The sequence below is a fragment of the Plantactinospora sp. ZYX-F-223 genome, from assembly GCF_039649625.1.
In the GTDB taxonomy this organism is placed as follows: domain Bacteria; phylum Actinomycetota; class Actinomycetes; order Mycobacteriales; family Micromonosporaceae; genus Plantactinospora.
Genome location: NZ_JBDJAV010000024.1, coordinates 37,707 through 55,976, shown reverse-complemented (window position 1 = coordinate 55,976; position 18,270 = coordinate 37,707). Strand labels below are relative to the sequence as shown.

General features: G+C 73.3%; 14 protein-coding genes and 1 pseudogene. 8 read left to right on the top strand and 7 right to left on the bottom strand.

Annotated elements, in window-relative coordinates:
• Positions 1–94: 94 nt before the first annotated feature.
• A pseudogene (locus tag AAH979_RS23835) lies at positions 95–751 on the top strand (ABC transporter ATP-binding protein); the annotation flags it as partial.
• A 127-nt stretch (positions 752–878) separates the two neighbouring features.
• On the top strand, positions 879–1,694 hold the full coding sequence (locus tag AAH979_RS23830) for an ABC transporter permease (RefSeq protein ID WP_346260339.1): 816 nt from the start codon (positions 879–881) through the stop codon (positions 1,692–1,694).
• A 127-nt stretch (positions 1,695–1,821) separates the two neighbouring features.
• On the opposite strand, the gene AAH979_RS23825 is transcribed toward AAH979_RS23830, so the two are convergent.
• The 3 genes from AAH979_RS23825 to AAH979_RS23815 all read right to left on the bottom strand — a co-directional run bounded on the left by AAH979_RS23825 (position 1,822) and on the right by AAH979_RS23815 (position 4,624).
• Positions 1,822–2,580, bottom strand: coding sequence for a hypothetical protein (locus AAH979_RS23825; protein ID WP_346260338.1), 759 nt, complete (start codon positions 2,578–2,580; stop codon positions 1,822–1,824).
• 331 nt (positions 2,581–2,911) lie between these two features.
• Positions 2,912–3,976, bottom strand: coding sequence for a hypothetical protein (locus tag AAH979_RS23820; protein ID WP_346260337.1), 1,065 nt, complete (start codon positions 3,974–3,976; stop codon positions 2,912–2,914).
• Positions 3,977–3,994: 18 nt separating this feature from the next.
• Positions 3,995–4,624, bottom strand: coding sequence for an MBL fold metallo-hydrolase (locus AAH979_RS23815; RefSeq protein WP_346260336.1), 630 nt, complete (start codon positions 4,622–4,624; stop codon positions 3,995–3,997).
• Between the two features lie 115 nt (positions 4,625–4,739).
• Between AAH979_RS23815 and AAH979_RS23810 the strand changes: the two genes are divergently transcribed.
• Entirely contained in the window at positions 4,740–5,756 is a 1,017-nt protein-coding gene (locus tag AAH979_RS23810) for a DUF4349 domain-containing protein (protein ID WP_346260335.1), read from the top strand.
• Between the two features lie 90 nt (positions 5,757–5,846).
• Here the strand turns inward: AAH979_RS23810 and AAH979_RS23805 are convergent, their stop codons facing one another.
• Both AAH979_RS23805 and AAH979_RS23800 read right to left on the bottom strand, forming a co-directional pair.
• Positions 5,847–7,100, bottom strand: a complete 1,254-nt coding sequence (locus AAH979_RS23805; RefSeq protein WP_346260334.1) for an amidohydrolase — start codon at positions 7,098–7,100, stop codon at positions 5,847–5,849.
• 506 nt (positions 7,101–7,606) lie between these two features.
• A complete protein-coding gene (locus AAH979_RS23800; RefSeq protein ID WP_346260333.1) occupies positions 7,607–9,190 on the bottom strand; it encodes a methylmalonyl-CoA mutase family protein in 1,584 nt (527 codons plus the stop codon).
• A 281-nt stretch (positions 9,191–9,471) separates the two neighbouring features.
• Between AAH979_RS23800 and AAH979_RS23795 the strand changes: the two genes are divergently transcribed.
• Entirely contained in the window at positions 9,472–11,397 is a 1,926-nt protein-coding gene (locus AAH979_RS23795) for a protein kinase (RefSeq protein ID WP_346260332.1), read from the top strand.
• A gap of 89 nt (positions 11,398–11,486) precedes the next feature.
• Entirely contained in the window at positions 11,487–13,193 is a 1,707-nt protein-coding gene (locus AAH979_RS23790) for a phospho-sugar mutase (protein ID WP_346260331.1), read from the top strand.
• Positions 13,194–13,236: 43 nt separating this feature from the next.
• Here the strand turns inward: AAH979_RS23790 and AAH979_RS23785 are convergent, their stop codons facing one another.
• A complete protein-coding gene (locus AAH979_RS23785) occupies positions 13,237–13,914 on the bottom strand; it encodes a GPP34 family phosphoprotein (RefSeq protein ID WP_346260330.1) in 678 nt (225 codons plus the stop codon).
• A gap of 157 nt (positions 13,915–14,071) precedes the next feature.
• Complete coding sequence (gene upp, locus AAH979_RS23780; RefSeq protein WP_318397650.1) at positions 14,072–14,704, bottom strand: uracil phosphoribosyltransferase; 633 nt, start codon at positions 14,702–14,704, stop codon at positions 14,072–14,074.
• Between the two features lie 134 nt (positions 14,705–14,838).
• Between upp and deoC the strand changes: the two genes are divergently transcribed.
• From deoC to AAH979_RS23765, 3 genes are read left to right on the top strand one after another with little or no spacing between them, the layout of a single operon-like run.
• Positions 14,839–15,969: a deoxyribose-phosphate aldolase gene (gene deoC, locus AAH979_RS23775; protein ID WP_346260329.1), complete on the top strand. Its 1,131-nt coding sequence runs from the start codon at positions 14,839–14,841 to the stop codon at positions 15,967–15,969.
• A 3-nt stretch (positions 15,970–15,972) separates the two neighbouring features.
• Entirely contained in the window at positions 15,973–17,403 is a 1,431-nt protein-coding gene (locus AAH979_RS23770; protein WP_346260328.1) for an aldehyde dehydrogenase family protein, read from the top strand.
• Complete coding sequence (locus AAH979_RS23765; protein ID WP_346260327.1) at positions 17,396–18,220, top strand: aldehyde dehydrogenase family protein; 825 nt, start codon at positions 17,396–17,398, stop codon at positions 18,218–18,220. The genes AAH979_RS23770 and AAH979_RS23765 overlap by 8 nt, the downstream gene beginning before the upstream one ends.
• Positions 18,221–18,270: the final 50 nt, after the last annotated feature.

The following is an 18,270-nucleotide window of genomic DNA, read 5'->3' as shown; positions in this document are numbered from 1 at the left end:
GCTGCCAGGCGCCCGGCCGGGGTGTAGTTACCTGCACCCCGGCCGGGCGGGTGGACGCATTCCGGGTGACGGCCGGGATTCCTAGCGTTTTGGCATGACAGTCATCGAGATCGGCAACCTGCACAAGCGGTACGGCGACCAGGTCGCGGTCCGCGACGTCTCCTTCGAGGTATCGGCCGGAGAGATCTTCGGGATCGTCGGCCCCAACGGCTCCGGCAAGACCACCACCGTCGAGTGCCTGACCGGGCTGCGCCGGGCCGACGGCGGAACGATCCGGGTACTCGGGCTGGATCCGGCCCGGGACCGCGCCGCGCTGCGCCGCCAGGTCGGCATCCAGCTCCAGGAGAGCCACCTGCCGGACCGGCTGAAGGTCTGGGAGGCGCTCGACCTGTACAGCTCGTTCTACGCCGAGCCGGCCGACTGGCGGGCGCTGATGGACGAGCTGGGGCTGGCGGCGAAGCGGAACACGGTGTTCGGCAAGCTCTCCGGCGGGCAGAAGCAGCGGCTCTCCGTCGCGCTCGCCCTGGTCGGCAACCCCCGGATCGCGGTCCTCGACGAGCTGACCACCGGGCTGGACCCGCAGGCCCGCCGGGACACCTGGCAGCTCGTCCGGGAGGTCCGGGACCGGGGTGTGACCGTCGTCCTGGTCACCCACTTCATGGACGAGGCCGAGCGGCTCTGCGACCGGCTGGCCGTGATCCGGGCCGGTGAGGTGGTCGCGATCGACACCCCGGCTGAGCTGGTGGCCCGGGCCGACGTGCCCGGCGTCGAGCGCCCCACCCTGGAGGACGCCGTCCTCGCCCTGACCGGTTCGACCGCCAGCAGCCCGAACTGACCCGCCCTCCTACCCGCCCGAACCGAAGGATCGAGGAATCCTGATGAATGCCACCGCCCGTCCCGAAACCGTCCCGTCCGGCGCCACCGGCCGGGGGCGCCGAGGCCGTACCGCCGGCCGGAGCACCGGCAAGCTGGTCGTCACCGAGGCGAAGCTCTTCGTCCGGGACCCGCTGGGCTCCTTCTTCGCGGTGATCTTCCCCGCCGCCCTGGTCCTGATCCTCGGCAGCGCCATGCCGGGATTCAACGAGCCGAACGCGGACATCGACGGACGGAAGCCGATCGAGTTCTACCTGCCGATCACCCTGGCCCTGGCGATCGGCACCGTCGCCCTGGTCAACCTGCTGAACACGCTCGCCGCCGACCGGGAGAAGGGTGTACTGCGCCGGCTCTCCACCACGCCGGTCTCGCCGATCCGGCTGCTGGTGGCACAGTTGGCGGTCAACGTGGCCGCGCTGCTCGCCGGCTCCGTGCTGGCGCTGCTCGCCGGTCGGCTGGTCTTCGGGATCGAGGCCCGACCGAACGTACCCGGACTGCTCACCGCCTTCGTGCTCGGCTCGGCCTCGATGGTGACGCTGGCCCTGCTGGTCGCCGCCTTCACTCCGACGAGCCGGGCCGCGACGGGCATCGGCAGCCTGATCTACTACCCGATGCTCTTCGCGGCCGGAGTCTGGACCCCGGGCCCGCTGATGCCGGAGGCGGTACGCCGGGTCGCCGACGTCACCCCGCTGGGCGCCGCCTCCCAGGCGCTCCAGGACACCTGGACCGGCGACTCGCCGCAGCCACTGCACCTGGCGGTGCTGGTCGGCTCCACCGCGCTCTTCGGCGCGCTGGCCGCGAAGCTGTTCCGCTGGTCCTGACCCCACGGGCCACCACCGCCCGCGGACGGGGGTGCGGACCGGCGCCGTGGTTCCGTCGAGGGTGGGCGGAACCACGGCGATCGCGTGCACTCGGCCCGACGGGACCAGTTGGCCGGGGAGGGTGTGGTCAGTCCAGGTTGGGCGGCGACATCCGCACCCCGGTCAGCGCGGCGCCGAGCAGGCTGACCAACTCCACCCGCTCCGCCGGGTCGAGCACCCCGTACGCCTGGGCCACGATCCGGTCGGTCACCGACTCGGCCCAGAGCCGCCGCCGGACCAGCGGCCCGACCGGCGGGTACGGCGGCGACCAGCCGTACGTCACCGCGCCGGACTCGCCCTCCGGACCGGCGAGGATGACCTCCATCGCCGTCATACCAGCCGCGCGTACCGCCATCAGGCTGGCGCCGGAGTAGTACTCGAAGAGCAGGTGCAGCAGCACCGCCGCCCGGGCGGCCGGGGCGGCGTCCGCCGGCACCGGCATGCCCCGCCAGGCCGCGAAGAGCGGCATCCCGGTGGCGTCGGCCGCCACCACGACCGGCTCGACCAACTCGATCAGCCGGGCCAGCGGCGGGAAGCCGGCCAGGTAGTCGATCCCCCAGCGGCAGCACTCGGCCCGGCTGACCTCGGCCACCGCGCTCGGGGTGGCCACCCGGACGGCGGTCTCCCAGCCGTCGGCGACCGCGTCCGGCGAGAGGATGCCGATCGCGGCGGCCACGGTCTCGGTCCGTACGTCACCGAGGACCGCACCGCGACCGGTCACCAGGAACGCCCAGCCGGAGATGCCCATCTGGCGCGCCCGGCGCAGCGTGCGGGGACACTCGATGAAGGCGCTGCCCAACTTCAGCACGGTCGGCCTGGCCGCGCCGGCGGCCTGCTCGGGGGTCAACGACACTGCCTTCCGGTCTGAGTTCCGGGTTGTGCCCGCGTCACCCGGTTGAGTCTGCCTCGCGGACCGGGATTTCGGCAGCCCCGACCGCCAGCCGCGCCGGAACGACGCCGGGCGCCTCCCGGCCCGACCGAGCCGGGCGCGTCCAGCCCGACCGAGCCGGCACGCCCTACCGGCCAGGCCAGGACCTTCGGGCCGCGCCCCGCGCACGGCCCTCCGGCCAGCACCGTCGCACTACGCGCTGCCACCGGTGTCCGGCTCGACGCCGAGGAAGAGCCGGGCGCCCGGGCGTGCATCGGCCGGCCGGAAATCGGTGACGGCGGCGCGTGCCTCAGGGCGTGTCGTCGCCGTCCTCCGCCATCGCCTCGACCGCCGCCTGCACCTCGCCGGCCCGGCGCCGGGCGGCGACCGCTCCCCGCTCGGCGGCCCGCCTCGCCAGTTTGCGCCGCCCGGACTCCTGTTCGGCGGCGGCCCGCCGCCGCTCCAGTTCGGCGAGTTCGGACTCGATCGCGGTCAGCGCGGCGGCGGCGTCCCGCTCGGCCGCCACCGCCGCCGCCAGCTCCGCCTCGGCCCGCTCCTGCCGGGTACGCGCCTCGGCCAGCGCCCGATCGAGGGTACGACGGCGGGCTGCCCGGGCAGACTCCTCGGCCCGGGCGGCCCGGGCGGCTGCCCGCTCGGCGGTCGAGGTGCTCCGCTGCCCACCGGCACCACCCGGTCCCCCCGCCCCGCCTCCGGTACGTCGGCCGCGCGCCGCCGCCCGACCCGCCGCACCGGTCCGGGTCTCCCGGCCCGCCTCCGTGGCCTCGGCGACGGCGGCCTCGGTGGCATCCTCGACCAGTTCGTCGACGGCGCCTTCGGTCAGCTCGTCGGCGTCCGGGCCGCCGACGATCAGTCGCAACTGCGGCCGGGGTACCTCGCCGAAGCCGGCGTAGCTCGCCGCCCGGACCAGCCGGCCGGACCGGGCCTGCTCGGCGACCTCGACATCGGCCAGCGCCGCGTTCAACGTCGCCTCCACCTCGGCCAGCGGCAGCTTTCCGGCAGCCAGTCGGGGATCCTCCTCCTCGGCGAGCACCCGGGCCTGGCCGACCAACGCGCCCACCACGCCCCGCCGCTGGGCGGAGAGTTCCCGCAGGCGGTCACCGCGCAGTTCCCGCTGTGCGCCCCGGAGCGCGGCGGAGAGCTCGACCAGGTCGGCCATCAGCTCCGGACGGCGCAGCGCCAGCAGGTTCACCAGCCAGGCCGCCACGGTCGGCTTGCGCAGCTTGGCTATCTCCCGGGCTGTACTCGGGTCACCGGCGGCCCGGGCCGCGGCGACCGCCTCGGAGCGGGCGGCGACGAAGCCGTCCGGCGGCGCGGTGTAGAGCCGTTCGACGAGGTCACGGGGCAGACCGGGCATTCTTCCGATTCTCCGGGCTCAGTCGACCGCGGTCCCGGGCACCAGGCGGGCGTAGTCACAGTTGGCCAGCAGCGCCATGTTCTTGTCGTAGACCGTGAGCCCGGCATCGCCGAGCAGCCCGTCGTGCAACGCGTACGCCCGGCGCGGGTTGACCGCCCGGACGAAGCTCACCGAGTCGGCGAGCTTGAGCCAGGGACCCGAGATCGGCACGAACAGGGTGTCCACCTGCACCGCCTCCGGTACGTCGAACGAGTCGCCCGGGTGGTACACCGAGTCGTTCACCAGGAAGCCGAGGTTCACCACCCGGGGAATCTCCGGATGGATCTCGGCGTGCCAGCCGCCGTACGCCCGCACGGCGAACCCGGCCGCCTCGAACGACTCCCCGGAGGAGACCGTACGCACCACCCCGGCCAGTGCGTCCAGTTTGGACGCCACCTCTGGATGGGTGTGGACGGTCACCGACGGGCGCCGGTCGAGCGCGTCGGCCAGGGCGTCCACGTCGAGGTGGTCGGCGTGCTCGTGGGTGATCAGCACCGCGTCCACCCCGTCCAGCGCGGCCGGCTCGGTGAGGTTGCCGGGGTCGATGACCAGCACCGCCCCGTCCTCCTCCACCCGTACGCAGGCGTGGCCGTACTTGGTCAGTCGCATCGAGACTCCTCGGTCACCGAATCGTGATGTCTCCAGCGCAGTCTGCCGGAACCGGAGTGACTTCGCGGCACGTCTGACGGAACGCCTCTACGGGGGACGGACGAACGGAGCGGACATGAGCGGACGAAGCAGGACCGTGGTCGGACGGGGCAGGATCTCGGTCGGGCCGGGCCGCCGGGCCGGGCTGCTGGGTGCGGTGGCGCTGACCGCCGCCCTGGCGCTGGCCGGCTGCGGAGCCGACGGTGGGGACAGCGCCTCCGGCACCTCGGCGGACGCCCCGGCCGGCGGTGTCGAGCAGGCACAGCCCGGCGCGGCCGAGGGGCCGCTGGGCGGGGGCGGGGCACCACAGGCCGGCCAGCCGGCGAAGGAACCGACGACCGAGCTGGGGGTCGGCCAGCGCGCGATCGTCTACACCGGCTCCGTGACGGTACGCGTGGACGACGTGGAGGCGGCGGCTGCCCGGGCAGTGGGCATCGTGACCGGGGCCGGCGGCTTCCTCGGTGGCGACAACCGGAGCAGCGACGCGTCACGTTCCGAGGCGACCCTGCAACTGCGGGTCCCGGCCGACCGGTTCGCCGCCGTGGTGGACGAGGTCGCCCGGCTGGGCGAACAGTTGCGCCGCGAGGTGAAGACCGACGACGTCACCGAGGAAACTCTCGACCTGGACGCCCGGATCGCCACCCAGCAGGCGAGGGTGGCCAGCGGTCGGCGGCTGCTGGCCCAGGCGAAGTCCCTGTCGGACCTGGTGATGCTGGAGAGCGAGCTGGCCAAGCGGGAGGCGGACCTCGCCTCGCTGGAGGCGAAGAAGCGCCGGCTGGCCGACCTGACCGCGCTCTCCACGGTCACCGCCGTGCTGCTCGGGCCGAACGCCCAGGTGCCGGAGGACGACGAGCCTGCGGTCGGTTTCCTGGCCGGGCTGGAGGGCGGCTGGAAGGCGTTCGTCGTGTCGCTGCAGGTCCTGTTGACCGTGCTGGGCGCACTGCTGCCGTGGGCCGTCGCGCTGGGCCTGCCGGCGTTCGGGCTGGTCTGGCTGGTCCGCCGGCTCCGCGGCCGGCGCTCCCGGCCGACGCCGCCGGCTCCGCCCCGGAGCACGCCCGTGGTCCCGGCCCAAGCGCCGGCCCCGCCCGGCTGAGCCGTTTCCCGGGTACGCCGGGTGCCGCGTCCGGGGCACCCGGCGGCTCCGGCCCGGATCGTCGCCGCGACCCGGGTCGGGTACGGCGGGTCAGCCGGCCAGGGCCTTGAGCGCGGTCTGCACCAGCAGCCGTACGCCCACCCCGATCGCCCGCTCGTCCACGTCGAACGTCGCCCGGTGCAGGTCGACGTTGGCCGCCGCCCGCCCGACGCCGAGCCGGGCCAGCGCACCCGGTACGTGCTCCAGATACCAGGAGAAGTCCTCGCCACCCATGCTCTGCGGGGTCTCGGCGATCCCGGCCGGGCCGGCCGAGGCCACGGTCGCGGCGGTCAGCACCTGGATCGCCCCGGCGTCGTTGACCACCGGCGGGCGCCCGCGCAGGTATTCGACGTCCACGGTGGCGCCGGTCGGGGCGATCACGTCCCGGACCACCTGGGCGACGATCTTCGGTGCCTGGTCCCAGGTGTCCCGGTCCAGCACCCGGAGCGTGCCGGCGGCCATCGCCTCGTTCGGGATGACGTTGTACTGGGTACCGGCCGAGGCCTGCCCGAAGACCAGCAGCAGTCCGCTGTTCGCCGGCACCCGGCGGTTGACCAGCGCCGGTACCTCGGTGACCAGCCGGCCCAGCGCGTCGACCAGGTCCACGGTCAGGTGCGGCCGGGCGGTGTGCCCGCCCGGTCCGGTCAGCCGGACGGTGATGTTGTCCGCCGCCGCCGTGATCGGGCCGACCCGCAGGCCGACCCGGCCGACCGGCAGGTTGGGGTCGCAGTGCAGGGCGAAGATCTGGGTCACGTCGGTCAGCCCACCGGCCTCGATGACCTCCAGTGAGCCGCAGGGCAGGATCTCCTCGGCCGGCTGGAAGATCAGCCGGACCCGCCCGTCCAGTTCGCCCCGCCGGGCGAGCTGGGCCAGCAGCAGGCCGACCCCGAGCACGACGGTGGTGTGCACGTCGTGCCCGCAGGCGTGGCAGGCACCGTCCACGGTGGACCGGTACGGGACGTCTTTGACGTCGGTCAGCGGCAGTGCGTCGAGGTCGGCCCGGAGCGCGACCACGGGTCCGGACGGCCGCCCGTCGATGTCGCAGATCACCCCGTTGCCCTTCGGCAGCAGGCGCGGCTCCAGACCGGCCAGCGCCAGCTCCCGGGCGATCAGTGCGGCGGTATCGAACTCCTGGCCGGAGAGTTCCGGATGGGCGTGCAGGAACCGGCGGGTAGCGATCAGATCGGGCAGCCGGACGTCGAGCATCCGGTCGAGCCCGAAGGGCAGGGGCTCGGACCCGGGCGGCGTCTCGGATTCCGACGACGCCGGCTGGCTGCCGGTCGGCAGTTGCAACGCACTCGTCACGTCGAATTCTCGATCACTGTGGATGGGATGGGACTCGGACAGCCTAGACCGCCGACGGTGACGCTGCGCAACCTCGTTCTGGTAGTGATCAGACAGCACAGCGTCACGAAAGCCCTGGTAGGAGCGCTCGGCAACGTACGGAGGGCTGCCTATCCCGCCATCAGACCCCGCCATCTGTGCCACACCTCCTACAACGCGTGACGGTTTCACCGGTCACGATCTAGCTCGGCAGCAGCGCCGCACGTCCGATTTGTCGAGGTTCCGACCGCCCTCGGGCAGGCGACGGTGGAGCACCACCGGGTGGGGTGGCGGGGGTCCCCAGGGTGACAGTTGGTGTCAAACGGGCCGCGCACAGGCTGTCCGTCATCCACCGATGGGGCCCGGCCACCTCCCGATACCCGAAAAACCGGGCCGGCACTCCACCGACCGCCGATCACCCGACCGGGGTACCCGCCAGCGGGCGGCGCGGCGCGGCCCGCCCGGGACGTCGGTGCGGTCGCGGGCGGTCAGAACCGGTCGCTGGGCCGGTACGTCCCCCATACCTCGCGCAGCACGCCACAGACCTCGCCCACGGTGGCCCGGGCCCGCAGCGCCTCCTTCATCGGATAGAGCACGTTCTCCGTACCCGAGGCGACCGTGCGCAGGTCGGCGAGGGCGCGCTCGACGGCGGCTGAGTCCCGGTCGGCCCGCAGCCGGGCCAGCCGCTCGCGCTGGGCCGCCTCGATCGCCGGGTCGACCCGGAGCGGCTGGTACGGCTCCTCCTCGTCGACGGTGAACCGGTTGACCCCGACCACCACCCGGTCACCGGACTCGATCTCCTGGGCCACCCGGTAGGCCGAGGACTCGATCTCGCGCTTCTGGAAGCCCGCCTCGATCGCCTCCACCGCCGAGCCGTACTCGGCGACCCGGGCCATCAGCTCCCGCACCCCCGCCTCGATCTCGTCCGTCATCGCCTCGACGACGTACGAGCCGGCGAACGGGTCCACCGTGGCGGTCAGGTCGGTCTCGTACGCCAGCACCTGCTGGGTACGCAGCGCCAGCCGGGCCGCCTTCTCGGTGGGCAGCGCGATCGCCTCGTCGAAGCTGTTGGTGTGCAGCGACTGGGTGCCGCCGAGCACCGCCGCCAGGCCCTGCACGGCGACCCGCACCATGTTCACCTCCGGCTGCTGGGCGGTGAGCTGCACCCCGGCGGTCTGGGTGTGGAAGCGCAGCATCAGCGACTTCGGGTTCTGCGCGCCGAACTCGTCCCGCATCAGGTTGGCCCAGATCCGCCGGGCGGCCCGGAACTTCGCCACCTCCTCCAGCAGGGTGGTCCGGGCCACGAAGAAGAAGGAGAGCCGGGGCGCGAAGTCGTCCACGGCGAGGCCGGCGGCGAGCGCGGCGCGGACGTAGGAGATGCCGTTGGCCAGGGTGAAGGCGATCTCCTGCACCGGGGTCGCCCCGGCCTCGGCCATGTGGTACCCGGAGATCGAGATGGTGTTCCACCTCGGCACCTCCTTGCGGCAGTAGCCGAAGGTGTCGGCGACCAGCCGCAGCGAGGGCTTGGGCGGGAAGATGTAGGTGCCCCGGGCGATGTACTCCTTCAGGATGTCGTTCTGGATCGTCCCGTTCAGCGCCGAGCCGGCCACCCCGGACTCCTCCGCCACCAGTTGATAGAGCAGCAGCAGCACCGAGCCGGGGGCGTTGATGGTCATCGAGGTGGAGACCTTGTCCAGCGGGATGCCGGCGAAGAGGGCACTCATGTCGTCGACCGAGTCGATCGCCACGCCGACCTTGCCGACCTCCCCGTGTGCGACCGGGTGGTCGGAGTCGTAGCCCATCTGGGTGGGCAGGTCGAAGGCGACCGAGAGCCCCATGGTGCCGGCGGCGAGGAGCTGGTGGTAGCGCGCGTTGGACTCGGTGGCGGTGCCGAAGCCGGCGTACTGGCGCATGGTCCACGGCCGCGAGGTGTACATCGTCGGGTAGACGCCCCGGGCGTACGGGAACTCGCCGGGCGCACCGAGCCGGGCGTCCAGACCTGCCGGTACGTCGGCGGCGTCGTAGACCGCCTTGATCGGGAAACCCGACTCGCTCGACCGACCTTCACTCATGACCGGCATGGTAGGCCGGCTCCCGCGCACCGGACTCTCCCGGGCCGAATCGGCCCCGCCGGAGGCGCACCGGAAGCGTCCGGGGATGCCCGGCGTAACGCCCGGCCCGGGTGAGCGGACCGGCACTCGCCGTCGACAAACCCGAACGTTGGGTGAGGGGATCAACACGTACGGTCGAGTTATCGGTAACTCCGGCGGTTGTCTTTCCCTTCTGCGGTCGGAACCCGCAATATAGGGGGGTTCTGTCCTGTGCCCCCTCGATTCTCTTCGGTGGCTTTTCTGTGACTCAGATCCCGACGTGGAGTGGCGGACCGGCCAATCCCACCAACGGACGTGCGGCACCCGGCATCACCATCGGCGGTCGGTACTCGTTGCGGGCGGCGGTCGGCCACGGCGGCATGGGTACGGTGTGGCGCGCGGCCGACACCCTGCTGCGCCGCGACGTGGCGGTGAAGGAGGTCGTGCTCCCACCGGGGCTGGCCCCCAGCGACCGCGACGCGATGTACGAACGCACCCTCCGCGAGGCGCGGGCCGCGGCGGCCCTCCAGCACCCGGCGGTGGTGCAGGTCTACGACGTGGTCACCGAGGGCGGGCGGCCGTGGATCGTGATGGAGCTGCTCGACGCGCGCAGCCTTGCCGACATGGTGATCGAGGACGGCCCCCTCGCGCCCCGCGCGGTCGCCAAGATCGGCATCGCCCTGCTCGGGGCGCTGGAGGTGGCACACGCGATCGGGGTGCTGCACCGGGACGTCAAGCCGGCCAACGTGCTGATCTGCTCCGACGGCCGGTGCGTGCTCACCGACTTCGGGGTGGCCCGGATGCCGACCGACGTCCAGCTCACCACCCCCGGCATGGTGCTCGGCTCGCCGCACTTCATCTCGCCGGAGCGGGCCATGGGCCAGGACTTCGGCCCACCCAGTGATCTCTTCTCACTCGGCGTCACCCTCTACACCGCGGTGGAGGGGCGGCCGCCGTTCGACAAGGGCGACCCGATCGAGACCATGCACGCCGTGGTGGAGGACCCGCCCGCGCCGCCGGTCCGCTCCGGGGCGCTGACCCGGGTGCTGCTCGGCCTGCTGGAGAAGGACCCGGCCCGCCGGCTCGACGTGACCGCCTCCCGCACCATGCTCCGCGAACTGCTGGCCGGCCCGCTGGCCAGCAACGCCGCCGGGCACATGGTCACCGACCCGTACGCGGTGGTGCCGTCCCAGCGCTCGCCGTGGCAGCAGTCGGCACCCGGCGTGCCCCAGTCACCGGCACCGGCCGGAGCCCAGGGCCAGTCCACCCGGGCGGCGGCCAACGGTGAGATCGGCGGCCGGGCAATGCTCGCCCCCAACGAGTCCCTGGCCGACCGGATCGCCCGGAACTCCCACGACGCGGCCACCTCCAACCGGCCACCGGCGGCCGGCGCCAACCCGCTCGACACCCCGACCGGGGCGATGCCGGGCTCGGCCGGCCGGCGCGGCGGGCCGCTCGACACGCCGACCGGGGCGATGTCCGGGCACGGCGGTCGGGGCGGCACGGTGCACACGGCCAGGGGTGGCGGGCTCGGTCGTGGCCTGGCCGGCGCCCGGCAGGCCGGCGACTCGGTGCTGCGCACGGTCCAGGGCTGGCCCCGGAAGATGCAGCTCGCCGTGGCCGGCGGGGTGGCCGCGGCGCTGCTGATCGGCATCGTCGCGCTCTCCCTCGGCGGCGGCGAGGACCCGGCCGACACTCCTGCACCGCAGGCCGGGCCGACCAGCCAGGCACCGGTCCAGGCGGGCTTCGCCACCCAGTCGCACAGCTCGAAGGGTGTCTCGGTCAACGTCCCCAAGGGCTGGAAGAAGAACGTCGGCGGGGTCTTCACCGACTACACCGATCCGGAGGACAGCGGCCGGCGGGTCCGGATCCTGGTGGAGCCCGGCGGCAAGACCCCGATGGGCTTCATGAAGGTCGCCGAGGGCGGCCTGAAGAAGAACGGCAGTAGCTGCAAGAAGCCGTACGCCCAGGTGGCGCTCCAGGAGGTCGAGGTCGGCGGCCAGCCCGCCGCCGAGCTGGAGTACACCTGCGGCGAGGGCTCCAGCAAGCGGCACGGGGTGTGGCGGGCGATCACGGAGGACGGCAAGGCGTACTCGTTCTATCTGACCACCCCGGACGAGCGGTTCGAGGAGAGCAAGCCGATCTTCGACGAGATGGTCAAGTCGTTCCGGCTCACCAGCGCCGGCTGACACGTTCCCACCCGGCCCCGCCCCGACGTACACCACGCCGGGCGGGGCCGGGCTGCGTCCGGGGGCGCCTGGCGTGCTATCACAGTCCGATGGCGGCAAAACCGAACCAGCGGGACGGCGTATCCCCGGACGAGTCCACCGACGAGCTGGCCGGGCTACGCGCCCGGGCCCAGGCGTGGCTCGACGACGACCCCGACCCGGTGACCCGGGACGAGCTGCGGGGCGTACTCGACCGGTTGCCGGCGAGCGCGGCCGAGCTGGCCGACCGGTTCGCCGGACCGCTCACCTTCGGCACCGCCGGGCTGCGGGGCCCGCTGCGCGCCGGCCCGAACGGGATGAACCTGGCCGTGGTCACCGCGGCCGCGGCCGGGCTGGTCGGCTGGCTCGCCGCCCGCGACGCGTCCGGCCCGCTGGTGATCGGGTACGACGCCCGGCACGGCTCGAAGGAGTTCGCCGAGCGGACCGCCCGGGTGGCCACCGGCGCGGGGCGGCCCGCCCTGCTGCTGCCCCGGCCGCTGCCCACCCCGGTGCTGGCGTACGCGGTCCGGGCCCTCGGCGCGGTCGCCGGGGTGATGGTCACCGCCAGCCACAACCCGCCACAGGACAACGGCTACAAGGTCTACCTGGGCGCCTCGACCGGCGGCCCCCGGGGCGCGGGCGCGCAGATCGTGCCCCCGGTGGACGCCGAGATCGAGGCGGCGATCCGGGCGGTCGGGCGGCTGGCGGCGGTACCGCTGGGCGAGCCCGGGAAGGTGCTCGGTGACGACACCGTCGCCGGGTACGTCCGGGCCACCGCCGGGCTGATCGACCCGGCCGGGCCGCGCGGGCTGACCGTGGCGTACACCCCGCTGCACGGGGTGGGTGCCGCCGTGCTCACCTCGGCCTTCGCCCGGGCCGGGTTCGCCGTGCCGGGCATCGTGGCCGAGCAGGCCGAGCCGGACCCGAACTTCCCCACCGTCTCGTTCCCCAACCCCGAGGAGCCGGGCGCGACCGACAAGCTGCTCGCGCTGGCCCGGGAGATCGGCGCGGACCTCGCGCTGGCGAACGACCCGGACGCCGACCGGTGCGCGGTGGCGATCCCCGACGGGGTACGCGGCTGGCGGATGCTGCACGGCGACGAAGTCGGCGTGCTCCTCGCCGACCACCTGAGCCGGCAGGGCCGCACCGGCCTGTACGCCACGACGATCGTCTCGTCGTCCCTGCTCAGGGCGTTGTGCGCGGCGCGTGGCCTGCCGTACGGCGAGACGCTGACCGGGTTCAAGTGGATCGTCCGGGCGGAGTCCGGCGACGCCGAGCTGACCTACGGCTACGAAGAGGCCCTCGGCTACTGCGTCGCCCCGGACCAGGTACGGGACAAGGACGGGATCAGCGCCGCGCTCACCTTCGCCGAACTGGCGGCGACGCTGAAGGGGCAGGGCCGGACCGTGGCCGACCGGCTGGACGAACTGGCGCGCGAGTTCGGGGTGCACCTGACCGACCAGCTCTCGGTCCGGGTCGACGACCTGACCGAGATCGGGAACACGATGACCTACATCCGGACCAAGACCCCGAAAACGCTGCTCGACGAGCCGGTGATCTCGGTGCAGGACCTGGCTCCGGAGGCGGACGTGCTGATCCTGCGTACCGACGCCGCCCGGGTGGTGGTCCGGCCGTCCGGCACCGAGCCGAAGCTGAAGGCGTACCTGGAGGTGGTGGAGCCGGTGGTCGACGGCGACGTATCGGCGGCCCGGGAGCGGGCCGCTGCCTCGGTACGCGCGCTGCGCACCGAGACCGCCGCGGCCCTCGGCATCTGGTAGGCCGGCACCCGCCGGCCCCGGGCCGCTCCGCGCCGGCCGGCGGTCAGGTCCGGCTGCCCAACGCGGCGTCGATGGCCCGGGAGAGCGCGGCGATCACCAGCGCCACCGAGGGGCGGATGGTGGACTCCTCCAGGCTGACGTCGTCGGTGAACCCGGCACCCCGGGCGATCTCGGCCAGCCGCTTCCGGGCGTCCTCGGCGGCCGGCCCGGTCAGCCCGAGACTGGGCTGTACCCGGATCGCCGCCATCACCGCGGCGAGCGCGGCGGTCCGCTCGTCCGGTACGGCCTCCGCGGTCAACGCGTTCACCAGCCGGGCCCGGATCTCCGCCTCGACCGACGGGTCGAGCACCGGATACCGGTGGATGTGGATGTAGCCGAGTTCGGTCTCGTCGACGTCGCTGATCACGCCGCGGGTGCAGAGGTCGTTCAGGATCCGGTCGCGCAGCCCGTGCCGGAGCCGCTGCACCCAGGAGGCCGGCGTGTGCGGGGTGTCCGCCGCGATCCGGGCGAGCACGTCGTCGGCGATCGGGTCGCCGGTCGGCGTGGCGTCGGTGGCCACGATCGAACCGTCGGAGAAGGCGACCCGGCCGGCGAGCGCGAGGTCGACCAGCACGGCGGCGGCCATGCCGAGGTCGAGTCCGATCCGGGAACCGGTCGCCTTGCCGGATTTATCGTCGTAGCCGAGTAGCAGCAACTCCTCGGCCAGCCCAACACCAGTCATGGCCCGGAACGGTAGCCGTTCCGCGCCAGCCGCGCATGCGTCCCGGCCGGACCCGCCGCCCGGTTGCCTGGAATCCGGCTGACCGGTTCGGTGGAATCGGAACCGCTGCCGTGGAATCAGCGACGGTTCCGGGGCACCGGGGCCGGTCCGGTGCAGATCAGAACCGTGGCATGCCGCCGAACTGCCGGTCGCCGGCGTCGCCGAGCCCCGGCACGATGAACATCCGGTCGTTGAGCCGCTCGTCGATCGCGGCGGTGACCAGCCGCAGCGGCAGCCCGGAGCGGTCCAGCCGCTCGATGCCGGCCGGCGCGGCGAGTACGCAGAGCACGGTGATGTCGGTGCAGCCCCGATCGGCGAGCAGCCGGCAGCAGTGCTCCAGCGAGCCGCCGGTGGCGAGCATCGGGTCGAGTACCAGCACCGGCCGGCCGGTCAGGTCGGTCGGCAGCGACTCCATGTAGGCACGCGGCTCGTAGGTGTGCTCGTCCCGGGCCAGCCCGACGAAACCCATCGACGACTCGGGCAGCAGGCCGAGCGCCGAGTCGGCCATGCCCAGCCCGGCGCGGAGCACCGGTACCAGCAGTGGCGGGTTGGCCAGCCGGATGCCCTGGGTGGGTGCCACCGGCGTGTCGATCGGGAACTGTTCGACCGGCAGCGAGCGCGCGGCCTCGTACACCAGCATGGTGGTGAGTTCGTGCAGCGCGGCCCGGAACGACGCCGAGTCGGTCCGGGCGTCGCGCATCACGGTCAGCCGCGTCTGGGCCACGGGATGGTCAACCACGAGTACGTCCACGGTCGCTCAACCTACCGGTAACCCCGGGCCGGACCTTCTCCTGGTCACCGGGTCCCCGGAGCACCAGGTGCCGGCGGCCGCCGGACGGCTATGGCCAAGATCACACCTCCCGGCCGGTGCGTAGACTTGCCCGCATGACGGCGACAACGGCGTCGGCGCGGTCCGACCTGACCGAGGTGGGGCGTTCCGAGGCGACTCTGCGGACCTTCCTGCACGGCCTGCCCGGCGTGGACCAGGTGGGCGCGGAGCAGCGCACGGCGATGCTCGGCACCCGCTCGATCAAGACCACCGCCAAGGCGTGGGCGATCGACCTGGCGATCCGGATGGTCGACCTGACCACGCTGGAGGGCGCCGACACCCCCGGCAAGGTACGCGCGCTGGCCGCGAAGGCGCTCCGCCCGGACCCGGCCGACCCGTCGTGCCCGCCGGTCGCCGCCGTCTGCGTCTATCCGACGATGGTCCCGGTGGCCGCCGCCGCGCTCTGGGGCACCGAAACCGGTCCGGGCTGGCCGGGCGGCGGGAGCGGCGCGGGCGGAAGCGTTCCCCGGCTGGGGCTGCTCGGCGAGCCGTCCGACGGTCGGGGCCCCCGGGACGGTGCGAGCCCGGCCGGCGACGAGGCCAGCCCGGCCGGCAACGGCGCGGGGCTGCCCGGCGCACCGGGCCGGGTGCACCTGGCCAGCGTGGCCACGGCGTTCCCGTCCGGACAGGCGCCGCTGGAGGTCCGGCTCGCGGACACCCGCTCGGCGGTGGCCGGCGGGGCGGACGAGATCGACATGGTGATCAACCGGGGCGCCTTCCTCTCCGGCCGCTACCAGGAGGTCTACGACGAGATCGTCGCGGTGAAGGCGGCCTGCGGGGACGCCCACCTCAAGGTCATCCTGGAGACCGGCGAGCTGGCCACCTACGACAACGTCCGGCGGGCCTCCTGGCTGGCGATGCTGGCCGGCGCCGACTTCATCAAGACCTCGACCGGCAAGGTGCCGGTGGCCGCGACCCTGCCGGTCACCCTGGTGATGCTGGAGGCGGTCCGGGACTTCCGGGACGTGACCGGCCGGCAGGTCGGGGTCAAGCCGGCGGGCGGGATCCGGACCACCAAGGACGCGATCAAATACCTGGTACTGGTGAACGAGACCGCCGGCCCGGACTGGCTGCACCCGGACTGGTTCCGGTTCGGCGCCTCCAGCCTGCTCAACGACCTGCTGATGCAGCGCACCAAACTGAGCACCGGCGTCTACTCCGGCCCCGACTACTTCACCCTGGACTGACCCATGTTCGAATACGCCCCGGCGCCGGAGTCGCGCGCCGTAGTGGACCTCAAGCCGTCGTACGGGCTCTTCATCGGTGGCGAGTTCGTCGAGCCGGGCGACGGCGGCCAGATCAAGTCGATCAACCCGGCCTCGGAGGAGGTGCTGGCCGAGGTCGCCGAGGCCGGCCCCGGCGACGTGGACCGGGCGGTCCGGGCGGCCCGCCGGGCGTACGACGAGGTCTGGGGGCCGATGCCGGGCCGGGACCGGGCCAAGTACCTGTTCCGGATCGCCCGGATCGTCCAGGAGCGGGCCCGCGAGCTGGCGGTGCTGGAGTCGCTGGACAACGGCAAGCCGATCCGGGAGTCCCGGGACGTCGACATCCCGCTGGTCGCCGCGCACTTCTTCTACTACGCCGGCTGGGCCGACAAGCTCGGCCACGCCGGCTTCGGCCCCGACCCACGCCCGCTGGGCGTGGCCGGTCAGGTCATCCCGTGGAACTTCCCGCTGCTGATGCTGGCCTGGAAGATCGCCCCGGCGCTGGCCGCCGGCAACACCGTGGTACTCAAGCCGGCCGAGACCACCCCGCTGAGCGCGCTGCTCTTCGCGGAGATCTGCCAGCAGGCCGACCTGCCGCCCGGGGTCGTCAACATCGTCACCGGGGCCGGCGAGACCGGTCGGGCGCTGGTCGAGCACGACGGGATCGACAAGGTCGCCTTCACCGGCTCCACCGAGGTCGGCCGGCAGATCGCCCGCTCGGTGGCCGGCACCCGCAGGAAGCTCACCCTGGAGCTGGGTGGCAAGGCGGCGAACATCGTCTTCGACGACGCCCCGGTCGACCAGGCCGTGGAGGGCATCGTCAACGGCATCTTCTTCAACCAGGGCCACGTCTGCTGCGCCGGCTCCCGGCTGCTGGTCCAGGAATCGGTGTACGACGAGGTGCTCGCCTCGCTCAAGCGCCGGATGGCCCGGCTGCGGGTCGGTGACCCGCTGGACAAGAACACCGACATCGGCGCGATCAACTCGGCGGCGCAGCTCGACCGGATCCGGACGCTGTCCGAGATCGGGTCGTCCGAGGGGGCCGAGCGCTGGTCCCCGCCGTGCGAGCTGCCGGACCGGGGTTTCTGGTTCGCTCCGACCATCTTCACCGGGGTCAGCCAGGCGCACCGGATCGCCCGGGAGGAGATCTTCGGGCCGGTACTGTCGGTGCTGACCTTCCGTACCCCGGCCGAGGCGGTGGAGAAGGCGAACAACACGCCATATGGCCTGTCGGCCGGGATCTGGACCGACAAGGGCTCCCGGATCCTCTGGATGGCCGACCGGCTGCGCGCCGGGGTGGTCTGGGCCAACACGTTCAACAAGTTCGACCCCACCTCGCCGTTCGGCGGCTACAAGGAGTCGGGCTACGGCCGGGAGGGCGGCCGGCAGGGGCTGGAGGCGTACCTCGATGTCTGAACGGGTGGCGGTACGCAAGACGTACAAGCTCTTCATCGGCGGGAAGTTCCCGCGCAGCGAGTCGGGGCGGTCGTATCCGGTGCAGAACTCCAACGTGGCACTCGCCTCCCGCAAGGACGTCCGGGACGCCGTACTGGCGGCGCGGGCGGCGGTCAAGGGCTGGTCGGGCGCGACCGCGTACAACCGGGGGCAGATCCTCTACCGGGTCGCCGAGATGCTGGAGGGCCGGCGGGACCAGTTCGTCGGTCTCGGTGTGCCGGCCGCCGAGGTGGACGAGGCGATCGACCGCTGGGTCTGGTACGCCGGCTGGGCCGACAAGCTGACCCAGGTGTACGGCGGCGCGAACCCGGTCGCCGGGCCGTACTTCAACCTCTCGGCACCGGAGCCGACCGGGGTGGTCGGGGTGCTCGCCCCGGCCGAGCCGGCCCTGCTCGGGCTGGTCAGCGTGGTGGCTCCGGCGATCGTCACCGGCAACACGGTGGTGGTGCTGGTGGCCGAGGCGAGCCCGCTGCCCGCGATCACCCTCTCCGAGGTGCTGGCCACCTCCGACCTGCCCGGTGGGGTGGTCAACCTGCTCACCGGCCGGCCGGCCGAGACCGCGCCCTGGCTGGCCGGGCACATGGACGTGAACGCGCTCGACCTGACCGGGGTCGCCGACCCGGCGCTCGCCGCCGAGCTGGAGCGGGCCGCCGCCGGCAACCTCAAGCGGGTGCTCCGGCCGGCCGACGGACCGGTCGACTGGACCGCCGATCCCGGCATCGGCCGGATGATCGCCTTCCTGGAGACCAAGACGGTCTGGCACCCGAAGGGCGTCTGAGCCGAGGGAGGTACCCCGGGCGTCCCGGCGGCGTCCGGCCGCCCGGCGGT